Genomic DNA, 16060 nt, shown 5'->3' on the forward strand with positions numbered 1-16060 from the left:
GGGGCCGGTTGCGATAATTATCCACTTTATGAAGTAAATGAAGAACAATGAATAATACATTTTTAATACTGAAACAAGAGTATCTGAAAAGGGTCAAAAAGAAATCGTTTATCATTCTGACCATTTTGATGCCGCTTTTGATTGCCGGTGTTTATGCGCTGGTCATTTATTTTTCGATAAAAGACGACACGCAGGAACGCACCATTGCCGTTTACGATGAGTCGACACTGTTTCTTGGAGAATTCGAAGACCAGGGAGCTACCCAATACCACTTTGTTCCGAAAGAAGAGTATGCCGAACTAAAAGGCAAACTAAAAGGCAGCGGCTATTATGCAGTGCTTTACATTCCCGGAAATATTTACACCAACAACCAGGCGCAGCTGACTTCCGAGAAACAGTTGCCTTTGGAACTGACCGAGCAGATCGAGCGCAAACTAAGCCGCTTTATCGAGAACGATAAACGCCAGAAGGTAATCGACGAATCGGGGATCCCCGATCTTGACGAACGCTTAAACCAAGCCCGGACTTCAGTGCGGCTGAATACGCTGAAACTGTCGGAGTCGGGCGAAACCAAAAAGAGTTCCTCGGTAGTGGCTTTTATTGCCAGTTATGCAATGGGAATCATCATCTACTTTTTTGTGTTTATGTACGGCGCCATGGTGATGCGCAGCGTGATGGAAGAAAAGAAAAGCCGCATCATCGAGGTAATTATTTCGTCGGTAAAACCTTCGCAGCTGATGGCCGGAAAAATCATCGGTACGGCGCTGGTGGGTTTAACCCAGGTGGCTATTTGGGTAGCGCTGGGTGGTATCGGACTCTTTGTGGTGCAAGGACTATTTGCCCCTGAAACGGCTCAGCAAATGGGGCAAAGCCTGATGGAAGCGCAGGGAGGTATGAACCCCGCCATGGCACAGGCCGCCGAACCCAATAAGGTGAACGAGATACTGGAAATGATCGGGAACCTGAATATTCCGCTTATCCTCTTTGCCTTTGTATTTTATTTTTTGGCCGGTTACCTGTTGTACAGCTCGCTGCTGGGAGCCGTTGGCGCTGCAGTTGATAACGACGAAGATTCGCAGCAAATGGTATTTCCGGTTACTTTTCCGCTGATACTTTCGATCATGTTGTTATTCCCGATTGCCAAAAACCCGGAAGGACCGCTGGCGTTCTGGACATCGATTATTCCGTTTACCTCGCCCGTTGCCATGATGGCCCGTATTCCCTACGGCTTACCCACGTGGGAAATTCTGCTTTCGATGGCCCTGCTGGTATTGGCAACTGTGGGAGCGATTTACGCCGCTGCCAAAATTTACCGGGTAGGTTTACTGATGTACGGGAAAAAGGTGAATTTGAAAGAGCTCGTGAAGTGGTTGCGGTATAAAAATTAAGAAAACAAAAAAAATAAGGATTATCCTTGGTTGGGTTATTTAGATTTAATAAAAATTACCTATCTTGCTTCCATTATGATGATATCGATGTACCATACTTATATGTGTTGCTGTTCGGAAATCTCCGGAAAGGTATTGTCGTAGTATAAATTGAACTTAGTCGAGTCACGATAACAAGGCCTTTCCGAGTAACGGGAAGGCCTTTTTTATTGACATTTATTTAGAAGAAACATATAACTCAAAAAATAGAACAAGATGAAACAGGTCCCGTCGTTCAAAAGACAAAGGGAAAGGTGGCATCTTAATCCGTAAAGGAGAAATTAAAATTAACAAGATGAGAGCACAAAACATTCTTGAAACAATTGGCAACACGCCACACGTGAAAATCAACCGTTTGTATCCTGAAGGTTACGAGGTTTGGGTGAAAGTAGAAAAAACAAACCCGGGAGGAAGTATCAAAGACCGTATTGCGCTGTCGATGATTGAAGATGCTGAAAAGAAAGGCATTTTGAAGGAAGGTTCTGTAATTATTGAACCGACTTCCGGAAATACAGGTATAGGGCTGGCGCTGGTAGCTGCGGTGAAAGGTTACCGACTGATCCTGACCATGCCCGAGTCGATGTCGCTCGAAAGACGCCGTGTGTTGACCGCATTGGGTGCCGAGTTGGAACTCACTCCAAAAGAAAAGGGAATGAAAGGAGCGATTGCCAAAGCACAGGAATTGTCGGCCGATATTCCAAATTCATGGATTCCTCTTCAGTTTGATAACCCGGCGAATGTTTCGGTACATCGTGATTTTACAGCACAAGAGATTATTAACGATTTTCCTGAAGGTTTTGATTACCTGATTACGGGTGTGGGAACCGGAGGGCATATTTCGGGTGTAGCTGAGGTTTTAAAGGCAAAATTCCCGAACATTAAAGTGTTTGCGGTAGAACCCGATACCAGCCCGGTAATTGGCGGGAAAGATCCGGGTCCTCATACTATCCAGGGAATCGGTGCGGGATTTATTCCTAAAAACCTAAATACGGATTTGCTGGACGGAACCATTGAGGTGGGCAAGGAAGAAGCCTTTGAATATGCGCAGAGAGCTGCAAAAGAGGAAGGCCTGTTTGTGGGAATTTCGTCGGGAGCCTCGCTGGCTGCGGTAGCCAAAAAGATTAAGGAACTGCCGAAGGGTTCGAGAATCCTTACTTTCTCGTACGACCACGGCGAACGATATTTGTCCGTAGACGGACTGTATTAATTTTGATAGCCGGTTAGTTTTAGCCGGCTATTTTTTTAGTGTAAAAATGTTCGAAACCATGAATGGCGTATCAATGGAATCGATCGAACAAAAGTCCAAAAAAAGTTGTTTCTTTCGTAAGTAATGAACTTAAAAATGAAGAAAGGAACAACTATGTTTTTAACAGGATTAATTGTAGGAATTGGGCTAACGATCGTTTTAATCGTTGTGATCTTGCCAAAAAAGATGTTTGTCATCAACGAGAGCAAACTGGGTTTTGACGAAACGGTGGAAGCGATCACGCAATCAGTTCAGGAAAATAAATGGAGTATGCCGCATATGTACGATTTGCAGGCGACCATGAAAAAGAACGGATTTGATGTAAAGCCTGTAAAAGTGTTTTCGCTGTGCAAACCCGAACATGCCTACAAAATTCTCAGCGACGATAAGGTACGAATGGTATCGGCTTTAATGCCCTGCCGGGCTGCGGTGTACGAGAAGGGAGGTAAAACCTATGTTTCGATGCTGAACTCGGGACTTTTCTCCAGGTTTATGGGAAAGAAGGTAAAAGATGTAATGGGAGACGCAAGCGCTGAAAACCTACAGATTTTGGCTCCTGTTATCAAATAGTTGGATGAAGAAATAAAAAATCAAAAAACTAACAGAGATGAAGAAAGTATTGTTTTTATTGCTGACCGTTGGTTTGTTTGCCTGTGGTTCGGCCGAAAAGAAAACGGAAACTAAGGCGACAGCGCAGGCCGAAATAACTGAAGTTTCGCTGAGTATCGGGGGAATGACCTGCGAGCATTGTGTGATGTCGGTTGAAAAAGGTATCAACAGTTTGGAAGGAATCGAAGCGGTGAAAGTAACACTAGCAGATTCTACTGCTGTTGTCAAATACAATGCCTCGGTGCTGCAGCTCGACGATATTAAAGAAGCCGTAAAAAAGCGTGGCTACGAAGTGAAATCTGCCGAATAGGCTTGTTTTAAGCCGGTTGTGGAAAATAATCGGCATTAAATCATTGATGTTTGGGTAGATTTTGTATATTGAGCCAATGCTATGAAACAGATAAAATGAAAGGAAACAACAAAAAACTCGAAACAAGCGAACGAGGCTCGGTTTGGGAAGCAAAAATCGGCTTGCGTTCGGGGATTTCCGAAAAGACATATACGGTCTTCCGGAAATCGAAAAAATGGGAAATGCACATCTATCTGAATTAAAATAAAAGCTCTGGCCAATACGACCGGAGCTTTTTTTATGCTTCGAATTCTTCATGGAGAACCTTCTGCCAGAAGCTCAAGAAACAAAGTGAAAGGTGAGTGCATTCTTGCTAGTTTATATTGACGCCCTTATTCAAAATCACATCTATTTTTTTCTGATGTTCAGATGCATGATATCGTGGGATTATGCTAAATTGCAGAGACTAAAAAACAACTACTTAAGCCAACATGATCAAAAATCTAAGCTTCTTTCTGGTGTTATTTCTGCTTTTGTCGGTAATGAGCTACGGGCAAAAGATCAATGGATACATTCTTAACAACAAGGGTGAAAAAAACGAGTGTTTTTTGCGCAACATCGGTTCGGGTGAATCTACAGGAAAATATGAATACAGTCTTCCGGGGGAAAACATATTTCACTTGATGGACCTTGCCAAAATCAAGGAATTTGCCATTTACAACCAGGTAAAATGCGTGCGTGAGTTGATACAGATCGATGTGTCGCCTAACCGTATCCGGAATGCGAAAGAAATAGAAAAAGGGCCAGAGTTGGACGAAGGGCATGCCTACCTGAGAGTGTTGTTCGAAGGGAAGCTAGGATCGTTGTACGCTTATTATGATCAAGGGAATACTTTTTATTATTACCGTGTTCGACAGTCAACGATAGAATTGTTGTATCACAAACAGTATCAAATGGAAATAGCTACCGGTGTTGTTGAAACGAGCCGGGACGATACGTATAAGGAGCAACTGGCACAGGCGTTTCATATTCAAGAAGAGCGCACGTTGCAAAAATTGAGCTACACCAAAAACAGTCTGGTGCAATTTTTCGAGAACTATCATAAAGCGCACAACGCCAGTGGCGAAAATATTGCGAAGAACGATTCGAAACCGATATTTACGGTTAGGGGAGTGTTAAACAGCAATAGCTTTAGTTCGCGAATGCAGGATCTTGGCGATACCGAGTTTGTTTCTTTTAAAGCAGCTCAATCTTTTGGTTACGGGCTCGAAGTGGAATATAATTTTGCCTTCAATCGTAATAAGTTGGCTGTTTTTGGCGGCGCAAATTATGCCTCCTATTACAGTGATTATTCTGATCATTCCATCCAGGTCACTCACGATGGTTATAAATGGGATTATTATTCCATGGACTTGCCGGTTGGTTTAAGGTATTATGGTCACCTTTTTCCCGGGGGGAGATTGTTTCTAGAGGTGGGGTTCTGTCCCCAAATTATTCTTGACAATTCAGAATTGTTTCTTAACTCTAATCATACCTATCGTTTCGACTCCTCTGCCAAAGAGATGTTTGGCGCCGGTTTTAGTTACGGCCGGTTTGCTTTGGCGGGCAGAGTTTTCACTACCAATAATGTTACGCAGAACTTGTACAAAAGAGGATCGAAACTGAAGCAGTGGACTATCAGTGTGCAATACGACATTTTTCGCTCAATCCGGTAATGTGATGGTCGATGAGTCCCTTGATTCCGCTTTTTGAATAGGGAAAAGAGAAAGACTATTCAATAAAAAAAAACTCCGATCAAACGAATTCGACCGGAGCTTTTTTATTCTTGCAATTTGGCTGATCCTATTTGTATTCGTCCCAGCTTTTTATCTTGATATCTTCCATGGTGTACTTACAAATTCCGTAAATGAAAGCACTTGCCACACGGGCATTGGTGATCAGCGGAATGTTGTAGTCGATGGCGCTACGTCTGATGTTGTATCCATTCTTCAACTCCCGGGTGGTATGGTTTTTCGGGATGTTGATCACCAGGTCGATTTTCTTTTGTTTGATGTAATCCAGTGTATTTGGAACTTGCCCATCTTCGTCGGGCCAGTAGATCAGCGTATTTTCTACACCGTTCTCGCGGAAAAATTTGTGCGTTCCTTCAGTGGCGAAGATATTGTATCCACGTTCTACCAGCATTCTGGCGCTGTTTAGCAATTCGATTTTTCCCCGAGATGGTCCGGATGAAATCAGGATGTTTTTCTTTGGGAAATTATAGCCTACTGACAGCATTGACTTCAAAATCGCTTCGTAGAAGTTTTCGCCTATACAACCTACTTCTCCGGTCGATGACATATCCACACCCAAAACCGGGTCGGCTTTCAGCAGACGGGCAAACGAGAACTGTGGCGCTTTCACACCTACATAATCCAGTTCAAACAGCGATTTGTCGGGTTTCGGAACATCAATTCCCAGCATCACTTTGGTAGCGATCTCAATCATGTTGAGTTTCATTACTTTCGACACAAACGGGAAGCTTCGCGAAGCGCGGAGGTTACATTCAATTACTTTTATATCGTTGTCTTTTGCCAGGAACTGCATATTGAAAGGTCCTGTAATTTCGAGACCTTTTGCAATCTGGCGTGCAATCTTTTTCACCCTGCGGATGGTTTCCACATACAATTTCTGTGGTGGGAAAACGATCGTGGCATCACCCGAGTGAACGCCGGCAAATTCCACGTGTTCCGAAATCGCGTAGGCGATCATTTCTCCGTTATTGGCTACTGCATCAATCTCAATTTCCTTGGCGTTTTCGATAAATTCGGTCACTACCACCGGATGTTCTTTTGATACGTTAGCCGCCATTTCGAGGAAGTGTTCCAACTGATCGGGGTTAGAAACCACATTCATGGCTGCTCCCGAAAGTACGTACGACGGACGGATCAATACCGGGTAGCCTACTTCATCCACGAACTTGTGAATTTCTTCGATGGTCGAAAGGCGGGCCCAGCGTGGCTGGTCAACATTCAGTGTATCCAGCAACGACGAGAATTTCTCGCGGTCTTCTGCATTGTCGATCTTCACCGGCGATGTTCCCAATACAGGGACATTCTGTCCGTGCAGTTTCATGGCCAGGTTGTTTGGGATTTGTCCCCCCATGGAAACCACCACTCCGTGCGGATTTTCAAGGTCGTAAATATCCATTACACGCTCGAAACTCAGCTCGTCGAAATAAAGCCGGTCGCAGGTATCGTAGTCTGTACTTACCGTTTCCGGGTTGTAGTTGATCATTACCGCACGGTAGCCTTGTTCTTTGATAGTGTTGATCGTGTTTACGCTACACCAGTCAAATTCTACCGAGCTTCCAATTCGATAAGCTCCGGATCCGAGCACCACCACCGATTTGTGATCACCTAAATAGTGAACATCATTTTCGGTTCCGTTGTGTGTCAGGTACAGATAGTTGGTTTGAGCGGGATATTCGCCCGCCAGCGTGTCGATCTGTTTTACCACCGGAACAATGCCATGTTCTTTACGGTAAGCGCGGACACGCAGCAAATCGTTGTAAATTTCTTTTACCGAACTTTTAATCACCAGCCGGGCAATCTGGAAGTCGGAGAAACCTGCCTGTTTGGCTGCTTTCAACAGCGGTATTGGAAGTTGTTCCAGTTCGTTTACCTGGCGCAGCTCCAGTTTTATCTTGTAAATGTTGTTCAGCTTTTGCAGGAACCAGCGGTCGATCTTGGTTTTCTCGTGAATCTCGTCGATCGAATACCCTTTGTTAAAAGCTTCGGCAATGGCAAAGATCCTGCGGTCGGTTGGATTGGTCAGCTCTTGTTCAATTTCCGGGATGTTGATTTCTTCGCGGTTGGCTACAAATCCGTGCATGCCGAGTCCTACCATTCGGATACCTTTCTGAATGGCTTCTTCGAAAGTACGACCGATGGCCATAATTTCGCCCACCGATTTCATCGAGCTTCCGATGTTTTTCGAAACGCCTACGAATTTACTCAGGTCCCAGCGTGGAATTTTTACCACACAGTAGTCGAGTGCGGGTTCAAACGCGGCAGTGGTTACTTTTGTTACCGAGTTTTTCAGTTCGTGCAAGCCATAGCCCAAGCCCAGTTTGGCGGCTACAAATGCCAGCGGGTAACCGGTTGCTTTCGACGCCAGCGCCGATGAACGGGATAAACGTGCGTTTACTTCAATTACGCGGTAATCTTCAGAATTTGGATCAAGTGCGAATTGAACGTTACACTCGCCAACCACACCCACGCGGCGGATGATTTTTATAGAGATTGCTCTTAGTTTGTGGTATTCTGAGTTGGAAAGCGTTTGCGAAGGTGCTACTACTATACTTTCTCCGGTGTGAATTCCCAGCGGGTCGAAATTCTCCATGTTACACACCGTGATACAGTTGTCGTATTTGTCGCGTACCACTTCGTATTCCACCTCTTTCCATCCTTTTATGGATTCTTCAACCAGGATTTGAGGAGAATAGGCGAAAGCGCTTCCGGCCAGTTTTTCAAGTTCCTCTTCGTTTTCGCAGAAACCCGAGCCAAGTCCTCCAAGTGTATACGCTGCCCGGATAATGATCGGGAATCCGACTTGTTTGGCAGCTGCTTTTGCCTCTTCCATGTTCGAGGCAGCGATGCTTTTAGGTGTTTTAACATCGATCTCTGCCAACATTTTGGAGAAGATATCGCGGTCTTCGGTATCGATGATCGATTGCACCGGAGTTCCAACAACTTCAACGTTGTATTTCTCCAGAACGCCCGACTTGTATAGAGCTACTCCACAGTTCAATGCAGTCTGACCACCAAAAGCCAGCAAAATTCCCTGAGGCTTTTCCTTTTTAATAACTTCTTCCACAAAGTGTGGCGTTACCGGCAAAAAGTAAATTTTGTCGGCAATGTTGTCCGAAGTCTGGATGGTGGCAATGTTCGGGTTGATCAAAACCGTTTCAACGCCTTCTTCTTTCAGCGCCTTTAGAGCTTGCGAACCTGAATAGTCAAACTCACCGGCTTCTCCAATTTTCAGGGCACCCGAACCCAGTACAATCGCTTTTTTAATATGTGTTTCTATCATGATAACTATTGATTTTCGAATGATGATTAACGATTGAAGATTTCGGATTGAGTGGTCTCAAATTAATCTTAATCGTTGTGTTCTTCACTTTTATTCTTTTTTGCTGTTTCAATACTTTTAACAAAGATGGATATCAATTCGTTGTTCTCAATAAAACATTCTTCCAGTAAATCAATTGATTTTGTAAGGTCGGAATACTTAATGATTTTGATAGCAACAAACGTTTCCCTGAGTTCCTTAAGGCAAATGCTCATTTTATGAATGAAATCTTTTTTCGATTCAGCACTTTGAGCTTCGCCATAATTTAGAGCAGGAGATGTTCCCGAACGGACGATTTGATTTTTCATATGAACACCAACCGGAGAATTGGGTAAAGTCTCTGCCAGCTTGATAATCAAAGCTGCAAACTTTATCAATCTTTCCTCCAAATCAAATCTGTTCATCTCTTCTTTTTGTTCTTAATTCTTAAATCGTTAATCGATATTCTGCGGTTCAATCCTGTTTTTTGTATTGCACAATATTTTTTATGAATTCATCAAATAAAAACTCTGTGTCAGTCGGACCACTCGATGCCTCGGGGTGGAACTGAGTAGAAAAGAACGGCTTGGTTTTGTGTCTGATTCCTTCGTTGGTGTCATCGTTCACGTTGGTGAACAAAGGCTCCCAGTCTTCAGGCAATGTTTGGGTTGCAACGGCAAAACCGTGGTTCTGAGAAGTAATGTAACATTTGTTGGTTCCCTGCAGCAGTACCGGTTGGTTGTGGCTGCGGTGACCGTATTTCAGTTTGTAAGTGTCAGCTCCGGCAGCACGGGCAAGCAGCTGGTTCCCCAGGCAAATTCCCATGATCGGTTTCTCTTCGGCAATTGCTGTTTTTATGTAGCTTACGGTAGCGTCGCACATAGCCGGGTCGCCGGGGCCGTTCGAGATAAATACACCGTCGTACTCTTCCTGGGTGAAGTCGTAATCCCAGGGCACGCGAATCACGGTTGCATTCCGGTCGAGCAGGCAGCGGATAATGTTGTTTTTTACCCCGCAGTCAATCAGAACAACTTTGTGTTCTCCATCGCCGTATACTTCCCGTTTTTTACAGCTGGCCACTGCCACCAGGTTTTGTTTGTTGGGATCGTAGAAATCAATTTCTTCATCAAATTCAATTTTTCCCAGCATCGAACCTTTCTCACGTAAAATTTTTGTTAAGGCTCTCGTGTCAATGTCAAATAAGCCCGGAACTTCGTATTCTTTCAACCAATCAGACAAACTCTTTTCAGCGTTCCAGTGGCTGAATTCAAACGAATAATCAGAGATGATTAAACCGGTGATATGCAGTTTGTTCGATTCGTAATACTTGTGGATGCCGTTTTCTTTCTGATTAAACGGAACCCCGTAGTTTCCTATCATAGGGTAGGTTGAAACCAGTATTTGTCCGGTGTACGACGGATCAGTCAGACTCTCGGGATAACCGGTCATTGCGGTATAAAACACTACTTCTCCGGCTACCGATTTCTCACTTCCGAATGATTTTCCAACGAAAACAGTTCCGTCTTCCAATGTTAATTTTGCCTGTCTTACTTTAAACATATTCCGATTTGATATTAAAAAAAATGCGTTTGTTCTAAAATCGACAAACGCATTTCAGTTCTTCTCTATAAATATTTTCTGATAAGTATTCCCCATACATAATGATTGTAACGTGAAGTCAAAATCAAAATCGATGCAAAAATAGTAAATATTCTGAATAAATTAGTTTGATTCTAAATTAAAATGAATATTATTGCAACGAAAATGAATATTTATTCAATGAAGAATAAGGTACAGCGACAACTTGAAATCAGAAAAATAATCCAAAACGGGAAGGTGCAAAGTCAGGAAGATTTGCTGTCGGCGTTGAGAAGTAAAGGATATGAGCTGACACAAGCCACGCTTTCGCGCGATCTGAAAATGTTGCAGGTAGCGAAAGTGCCACATCCGGTGCTGGGTTACATTTACACCATTCCCGAAAACGGTACTACCATGTCGGTTATGGAGCAGAACCGGGTTAATTACCTGGCGGATGGTTTCAAGGATTTGCAATTTTCGGGTAACCTGGCGGTGTTAAGAACCTTGCCCGGTTATGCCAGTAGTATTGCAGCTGTGGTCGATGCTTCAAATTCATGGGAGATCATAGGCACAGTTGCCGGTGATGATACCATTTTAATTATACAGAGGGAAGGAATTTCTAAAAATGATTTGATGGAGGCGTTAGTTAAAATAATGCCAAAGCTGAAAGAAAAGTTATAGAAACGAGAATGAAAAGTTTGGATAAAATTAAAGTTGAGGTGGCCAGCGAGGAGCACCTTAAGTTTGTTGACGATATAAACGATGCCATTGATGAAGCCTCGAAAAAAAGAGGAACGGGTATCGCCCGCCGAACATACGAATATCTGGCCTCGAAAATGCAGGAGGGTAAAGCCATAATTGCGTTAGATGAAGATCAGTTTGCAGGTTTTTGTTACATCGAAACCTGGCAGGAGAAAGGTTTTGTAGCGAATTCCGGATTAATTGTCAAGGAGGAATATCGTGGTGTCGGATTGGCAAAAGCGATCAAAAAGAAAGCCTTTGAACTTTCGAGGAAGAAGTATCCGAATGCAAAAATATTTGGATTGACTACAGGTTTGGCGGTGATGAAGATCAATCATGAGCTGGGTTACCGTCCGGTGACGTTTTCGGAATTGACCATGGACGATCAGTTTTGGAAAGGATGCCAGGGCTGTGTGAACCATGATATTCTGGAAAGAACCGGCCGCAGCAAGTGCTTGTGTACCGGAATGTTGTACGACCCGGCCTGGGAAAAACCGGTAATTAACGGTAGTCCAATAAAGAAGCGCAGCCTGTTGGAATTGATTCCAAAACTTAAACCGGGACTGGCAAACAAAAAGAACAAATTACTGAAAAAGAATAAATAAGAGGGTGGCAGCACTGTGGATGTGAACAGACAGCTACAGGTTACCTGGGGGGAGGTTAATTTTGCTGTCATTCTTCTTTCAAGAAAAAATATATCATGAGCAAAAAAGTGGTTTTAGCATTTAGCGGGGGGCTCGATACCTCGTTTTGCGTTAAGTATTTAAAAGAGGAAAAGGGTTTTGAAGTTTATACAGCCATTGCGAATACAGGTGGTTTTTCGGATGAAGAACTACAGGTGATTGAGAAACGCGCTTTGGCGTTGGGCGCCGTAAAACACATTACCCTCGATGTAACCAACGAGTATTACGAAAAGTGTATCCGCTACATGGTTTTCGGAAATGTGCTTCGAAACAATACCTATCCTATTTCTGTAAGCTCGGAGCGTGCTTTTCAGGCAATTGCCACCATTGAATATGCCAAGGAAATTGGAGCCACTGCGATAGCACACGGAAGTACCGGTGCCGGAAACGACCAGATTCGTTTCGACCTTACTTTCCAGGTACTGGCGCCCGAAATCGAAATTATTACGCCTACCCGCGATTTGTTGCTGACCCGTCAGCAGGAAATTGACTACCTGAAAAAGCACGGGTACGAAGCTGATTTTACCAAAATGGAGTACTCCATTAACCAGGGGCTTTGGGGAACCAGTGTTGGCGGAAAAGAAACGCTGACCACCGATAAAAATTTGCCGGAAAGTGCCTACCCGAAACAATTGGAAGCAACCGGCGAGCAGGTGATTGAACTGGGATTTGAGAAAGGGGAGTTTGTTGCATTGAATGGCGAGTTTTATGAAAACGGCCCGGAAATTATCCGCGCGTTGGAAGAAATAGCATCGAAATATGCCATCGGCCGTGATACGCATGTTGGTGATACCATTATCGGAATTAAGGGTCGTGTAGGTTTCGAGGCCGCAGCTCCGCTGATCATTATCAAAGCACATCATTTACTCGAAAAACATACACTTACCAAATGGCAGATGTATTGGAAAGAACAGCTGGGCAACTGGTATGGAATGTTCCTGCACGAAGCCATGTACCAGGAACCGGTGATGCGCAACATCGAAGATTTTCTGGAATCAACACAGGAGAAGGTAACCGGAAAAGTGATCGTAAAATTGCGTCCGTATCATTTCGACCTGGTTGGAATCGAATCGGAGCATGATCTGATGAATTCAGGATTTGGACAATACGGCGAAACCGTAGAAGCCTGGACCGCCGACGATGTAAAAGGGTTTACCAAGATTTTGTCGAACTCGTTGAAGATTTATAATAAGGTAAACGGAGATTTATAAGAATGTTGAATTTCGATTAACGAATGCCGATAGATGAGGAAAATCTGAAATCTTAATTCGTTAATCATCAATCGCCAATCAAATGGTTAAAGTTGGAATTATAGGAGGAGCCGGTTATACAGCCGGTGAGTTGTTGCGTATTCTTATTCATCATCCGGAGGTTGAGGTGGTGTTTGTTCAGAGCACAAGTAATGCAGGAAATACTATTTCAAGCGTGCATGTTGACTTGCTGGGCGATACCGACCTGGTTTTTACCGAAGAAATGCCTTTTGAAAAGGTTGATGTGATCTTTCTGTGTATGGGGCACGGAAAGTCAAAAGAATTTGTGGAAGAAAATCAATTGCCCGAAGGGTTGAAAATCATAGACCTGAGTCATGATTTTCGCTTGAAAAGAGCAGGGAACGATTTTATATACGGTTTGCCCGAGTTAAATCGCGAAGCCATAAAATCGGCCAAATATATTGCCAATCCGGGATGTTTTGCTACCGGAATTCAGTTGGCATTTTTGCCTTTGGCGGCCAACGGTTTGTTGAAAGATGAGGTACATGTTCAGGCCATTACCGGTTCAACCGGCGCCGGACAAAAACCCACTTCCACTTCGCATTTTAGCTGGCGCAACAATAACCTTTCAGCATACAAAATATTTGAACATCAGCACGAAGGCGAGATCCTTCAAAGCTGGAAGCAGTTGCAGCCCGGTTTTGCAAGCGGCTTTAACTTTGTTCCGATTCGCGGAAACCATACCCGTGGTATTTTTGTTGCCGCTTATACCAACTATAATGGTTCGATCGAAGAGGCAAACGAGATTTACAAAAACTATTATGCCGGTCATCCGTTTGTTTTTGTGATGGATGAGAATCCATCTGTAAAGCAGGTGGTGAACACCAATAAAGCGGTAATTTATCTCGAAAAGCACGGAAATAAACTGGTGGTGGTTACGGTAACTGATAACCTTTTAAAAGGTGCATCCGGGCAGGCGGTTCAAAACATGAACCTGATGTTCGGACTGGATGAAAAAGCAGGATTAGGTTTAAAGCCTGTTGCTTTTTAATTAAAAAACTGGAATTAGAAATTATTAATTGGGAGGAAGAACTGTTCTGGCTTCGTACTTCCAACTTGAAGAATATGAAACTATTTGACGTATATCCGCTTTTTGATATTACTCCGGTAAAAGCCGAAGGATGTCATGTTTGGGACAAGGATGGAAACAAATACCTCGATTTGTACGGGGGACACGCCGTAATTTCGATCGGACACAGTCATCCGGTTTATGTGCAAAAAATTTCGGATCAGTTGTCGCAAATCGGATTTTATTCGAACTCTGTTCAAAATCCTTTGCAATACGAACTGGCAGATAAACTGGGACAGGTGTCGGGTTGCGACGAGTATCAGCTTTTCCTGTGTAATTCGGGTGCCGAAGCCAACGAAAACGCATTGAAACTGGCTTCTTTCATTACAGGAAAGAAAAAGGTGATCAGTTATAAAAAAGGTTTTCACGGACGAACTTCGGCAGCGGTGGCGATTACCGACAATCCTAAAATTGTTGCGCCGGTAAACGAAACTCCGAATGCCATAATTCTTCCGTTTAACGATATTGAAGCGACTGAAGAAGTTTTGAAAAACGGCGATGTTGCTGCTGTTATTGTGGAAGGTATTCAGGGAATTGGAGGTATCCGCGTTCCGGACATGAACTTTTTGCAGCAACTTAAAAAGCTCACCGAAAAATATGTGGCTGCGCTTATTATTGATGAAATCCAGTCGGGTTACGGGAGAAGCGGTCGCTTTTTCGCGTTCCAGTATGCCGGAATTAAACCTGACATTATTACCATGGCAAAAGGAATGGGCAACGGTTTTCCGATCGGAGGTGTGCTGATTCAGCCTGAAATTGAACCGTGGTACGGAATGTTGGGAACAACCTTTGGTGGAAACCATTTGGCTTGTGCCGCCGCCATTGCCGTTCTGGATGTTATTCAGAATGAAAAACTGGTGGAAAATTCTGAAAAAACCGGAAATTACCTGATGGAAGCGCTGGCTGCGATCGACGGTGATTTTGAAGTACGGGGAAAAGGATTGATGATTGGTATTGAATTTCCGTTTCCGATTGCCGAAATTCGTAAAAGACTGCTGTTTGACTACGGCATTTTTACCGGCGTTTCAGGCCAAAACATTATTCGTTTGTTGCCGCCTCTTGGATTAACAATTTCGCAGGCTAACGAATTTTTGGCGGCTTTCGAAGCGGTTTATGCGGATATTGCAGCAATGTTTTCCGATAATAAGTAGAAATAAAATTTGAACCAGTAACTTGCGAATTATGAGGAATAAGAAAATAGCGATAATAGGTGTTGGAAATATGGGAGGTGCGATTGCCATTGGGTTGGTAAAGTCAGGCTTTGTGCCTGCTTCCGATATTTCTGTTTCCGACCGGAAAGAAAGCACGCTGGCAAAAATGGCCGAACTGGGTGTAAATACATTCAAGGAAAACCTGGATGCAGCAAAAAATGCCGATGTGGTAATTGTAGCCGTAAAACCTTATCATATTGAAGGAGTGCTGAAAGAAATCAAAGCTGTACTTTCTGCTGATAAAATTTTGATTTCTATCGTTTCGGGAGTGGGCATGGATACTTTGGCTGAAATGGCCGGATCGGAAATTCCGATTTTCAGGGTGATGCCCAATACTGCCATCGCGCTTCGTGAGTCGCTGACTTGTATTTCTGCCAACGGTAACACAGCACCGCACAAAGATTTTGTAGTGGAGATGTTCAACAATATGGGTAAGACTATTGAAATTCCGGAAGAGCTGATGGCGGCGGCGACCGTGCTTTCTTCCTGTGGAATTGCATACGCTTTGCGCTACATTCGTGCTGCTATGCAAGGCGGTATCGAAATTGGTTTCGGAGCAGAAATGGCCCAGTTTATTACGGCTCAAACCGTAAAAGGAGCTACCGAACTTCTGTTACAGTCGGGTCATCATCCGGAACGTGAGATCGACAAAGTTACCACACCAATGGGCGTTACCATTACCGGTTTGAATGAAATGGAGCACAAAGGTTTCAGTTCTTCGCTTATTCAGGGAGTGCTGGCTTCGTATAAAAAAATTGCTCCAAACAAATAAACGATCAGGCAGCGGTTCCATGTGGAGGTAGGCTGCAGAATATTTAAAAGAAGTCCCCCGGCGCGAATTTGAA

15 protein-coding genes are annotated in these 16060 nt (G+C 43.7%); 12 read left to right on the forward strand and 3 right to left on the reverse strand.

Annotation, left to right across the window (positions count from 1 at the left end; all coding sequences use genetic code 11):
- Positions 1-47: 47 nt before the first annotated feature.
- The 6 genes from MR764_RS00960 (at position 48) to MR764_RS00985 (ending at position 5286) form a co-directional block, all read left to right on the forward strand.
- Entirely contained in the window at positions 48-1388 is a 1341-nt protein-coding gene (locus tag MR764_RS00960) for an ABC transporter permease (protein WP_247977510.1), read from the forward strand.
- Positions 1389-1722: 334 nt separating this feature from the next.
- Positions 1723-2634, forward strand: a complete 912-nt coding sequence (gene cysK, locus MR764_RS00965; RefSeq protein ID WP_247977511.1) for a cysteine synthase A — start codon at positions 1723-1725, stop codon at positions 2632-2634.
- A gap of 135 nt (positions 2635-2769) precedes the next feature.
- Positions 2770-3243 carry a DUF302 domain-containing protein gene (locus MR764_RS00970; protein WP_247977512.1) on the forward strand — a complete coding sequence of 158 codons (474 nt, stop codon included), beginning with the start codon at positions 2770-2772 and terminating at the stop codon, positions 3241-3243.
- Between the two features lie 37 nt (positions 3244-3280).
- Positions 3281-3592: a copper ion binding protein gene (locus tag MR764_RS00975; RefSeq protein ID WP_247977513.1), complete on the forward strand. Its 312-nt coding sequence runs from the start codon at positions 3281-3283 to the stop codon at positions 3590-3592.
- A gap of 95 nt (positions 3593-3687) precedes the next feature.
- Complete coding sequence (locus MR764_RS00980) at positions 3688-3834, forward strand: hypothetical protein (protein ID WP_247977514.1); 147 nt, start codon at positions 3688-3690, stop codon at positions 3832-3834.
- 228 nt (positions 3835-4062) lie between these two features.
- Positions 4063-5286: a hypothetical protein gene (locus tag MR764_RS00985; RefSeq protein WP_247977515.1), complete on the forward strand. Its 1224-nt coding sequence runs from the start codon at positions 4063-4065 to the stop codon at positions 5284-5286.
- A gap of 127 nt (positions 5287-5413) precedes the next feature.
- On the opposite strand, the gene carB is transcribed toward MR764_RS00985, so the two are convergent.
- The 3 genes from carB to carA all read right to left on the reverse strand — a co-directional run bounded on the left by carB (position 5414) and on the right by carA (position 10222).
- Entirely contained in the window at positions 5414-8644 is a 3231-nt protein-coding gene (gene carB / locus MR764_RS00990; protein WP_247977516.1) for a carbamoyl-phosphate synthase (glutamine-hydrolyzing) large subunit, read from the reverse strand.
- Between the two features lie 68 nt (positions 8645-8712).
- A complete protein-coding gene (locus tag MR764_RS00995; protein WP_247977517.1) occupies positions 8713-9087 on the reverse strand; it encodes a four helix bundle protein in 375 nt (124 codons plus the stop codon).
- A gap of 49 nt (positions 9088-9136) precedes the next feature.
- Complete coding sequence (carA, locus tag MR764_RS01000) at positions 9137-10222, reverse strand: glutamine-hydrolyzing carbamoyl-phosphate synthase small subunit (protein WP_247977518.1); 1086 nt, start codon at positions 10220-10222, stop codon at positions 9137-9139.
- Positions 10223-10441: 219 nt separating this feature from the next.
- On the opposite strand from carA, the gene argR reads away from it, so the two are divergent.
- The 6 genes from argR (at position 10442) to proC (ending at position 15987) form a co-directional block, all read left to right on the forward strand.
- Positions 10442-10921: an arginine repressor gene (gene argR / locus MR764_RS01005; protein WP_247977519.1), complete on the forward strand. Its 480-nt coding sequence runs from the start codon at positions 10442-10444 to the stop codon at positions 10919-10921.
- A gap of 8 nt (positions 10922-10929) precedes the next feature.
- Complete coding sequence (locus MR764_RS01010) at positions 10930-11586, forward strand: GNAT family N-acetyltransferase (RefSeq protein WP_247977520.1); 657 nt, start codon at positions 10930-10932, stop codon at positions 11584-11586.
- A gap of 95 nt (positions 11587-11681) precedes the next feature.
- A complete protein-coding gene (gene argG / locus MR764_RS01015) occupies positions 11682-12875 on the forward strand; it encodes an argininosuccinate synthase (protein WP_247977521.1) in 1194 nt (397 codons plus the stop codon).
- Between the two features lie 82 nt (positions 12876-12957).
- Entirely contained in the window at positions 12958-13926 is a 969-nt protein-coding gene (argC, locus tag MR764_RS01020; RefSeq protein ID WP_247977522.1) for an N-acetyl-gamma-glutamyl-phosphate reductase, read from the forward strand.
- Between the two features lie 74 nt (positions 13927-14000).
- Positions 14001-15155 (forward strand): aminotransferase class III-fold pyridoxal phosphate-dependent enzyme, encoded by a 1155-nt coding sequence (locus MR764_RS01025; RefSeq protein WP_247977523.1) that lies wholly within the window; start codon positions 14001-14003, stop codon positions 15153-15155.
- Positions 15156-15186: 31 nt separating this feature from the next.
- Positions 15187-15987 carry a pyrroline-5-carboxylate reductase gene (gene proC, locus MR764_RS01030; RefSeq protein ID WP_247977524.1) on the forward strand — a complete coding sequence of 267 codons (801 nt, stop codon included), beginning with the start codon at positions 15187-15189 and terminating at the stop codon, positions 15985-15987.
- Positions 15988-16060 lie beyond the last annotated feature (73 nt).

The organism is Maribellus sp. YY47 (genome assembly GCF_023111095.1).
Classification (GTDB): Bacteria; Bacteroidota; Bacteroidia; order Bacteroidales; family Prolixibacteraceae; genus Draconibacterium.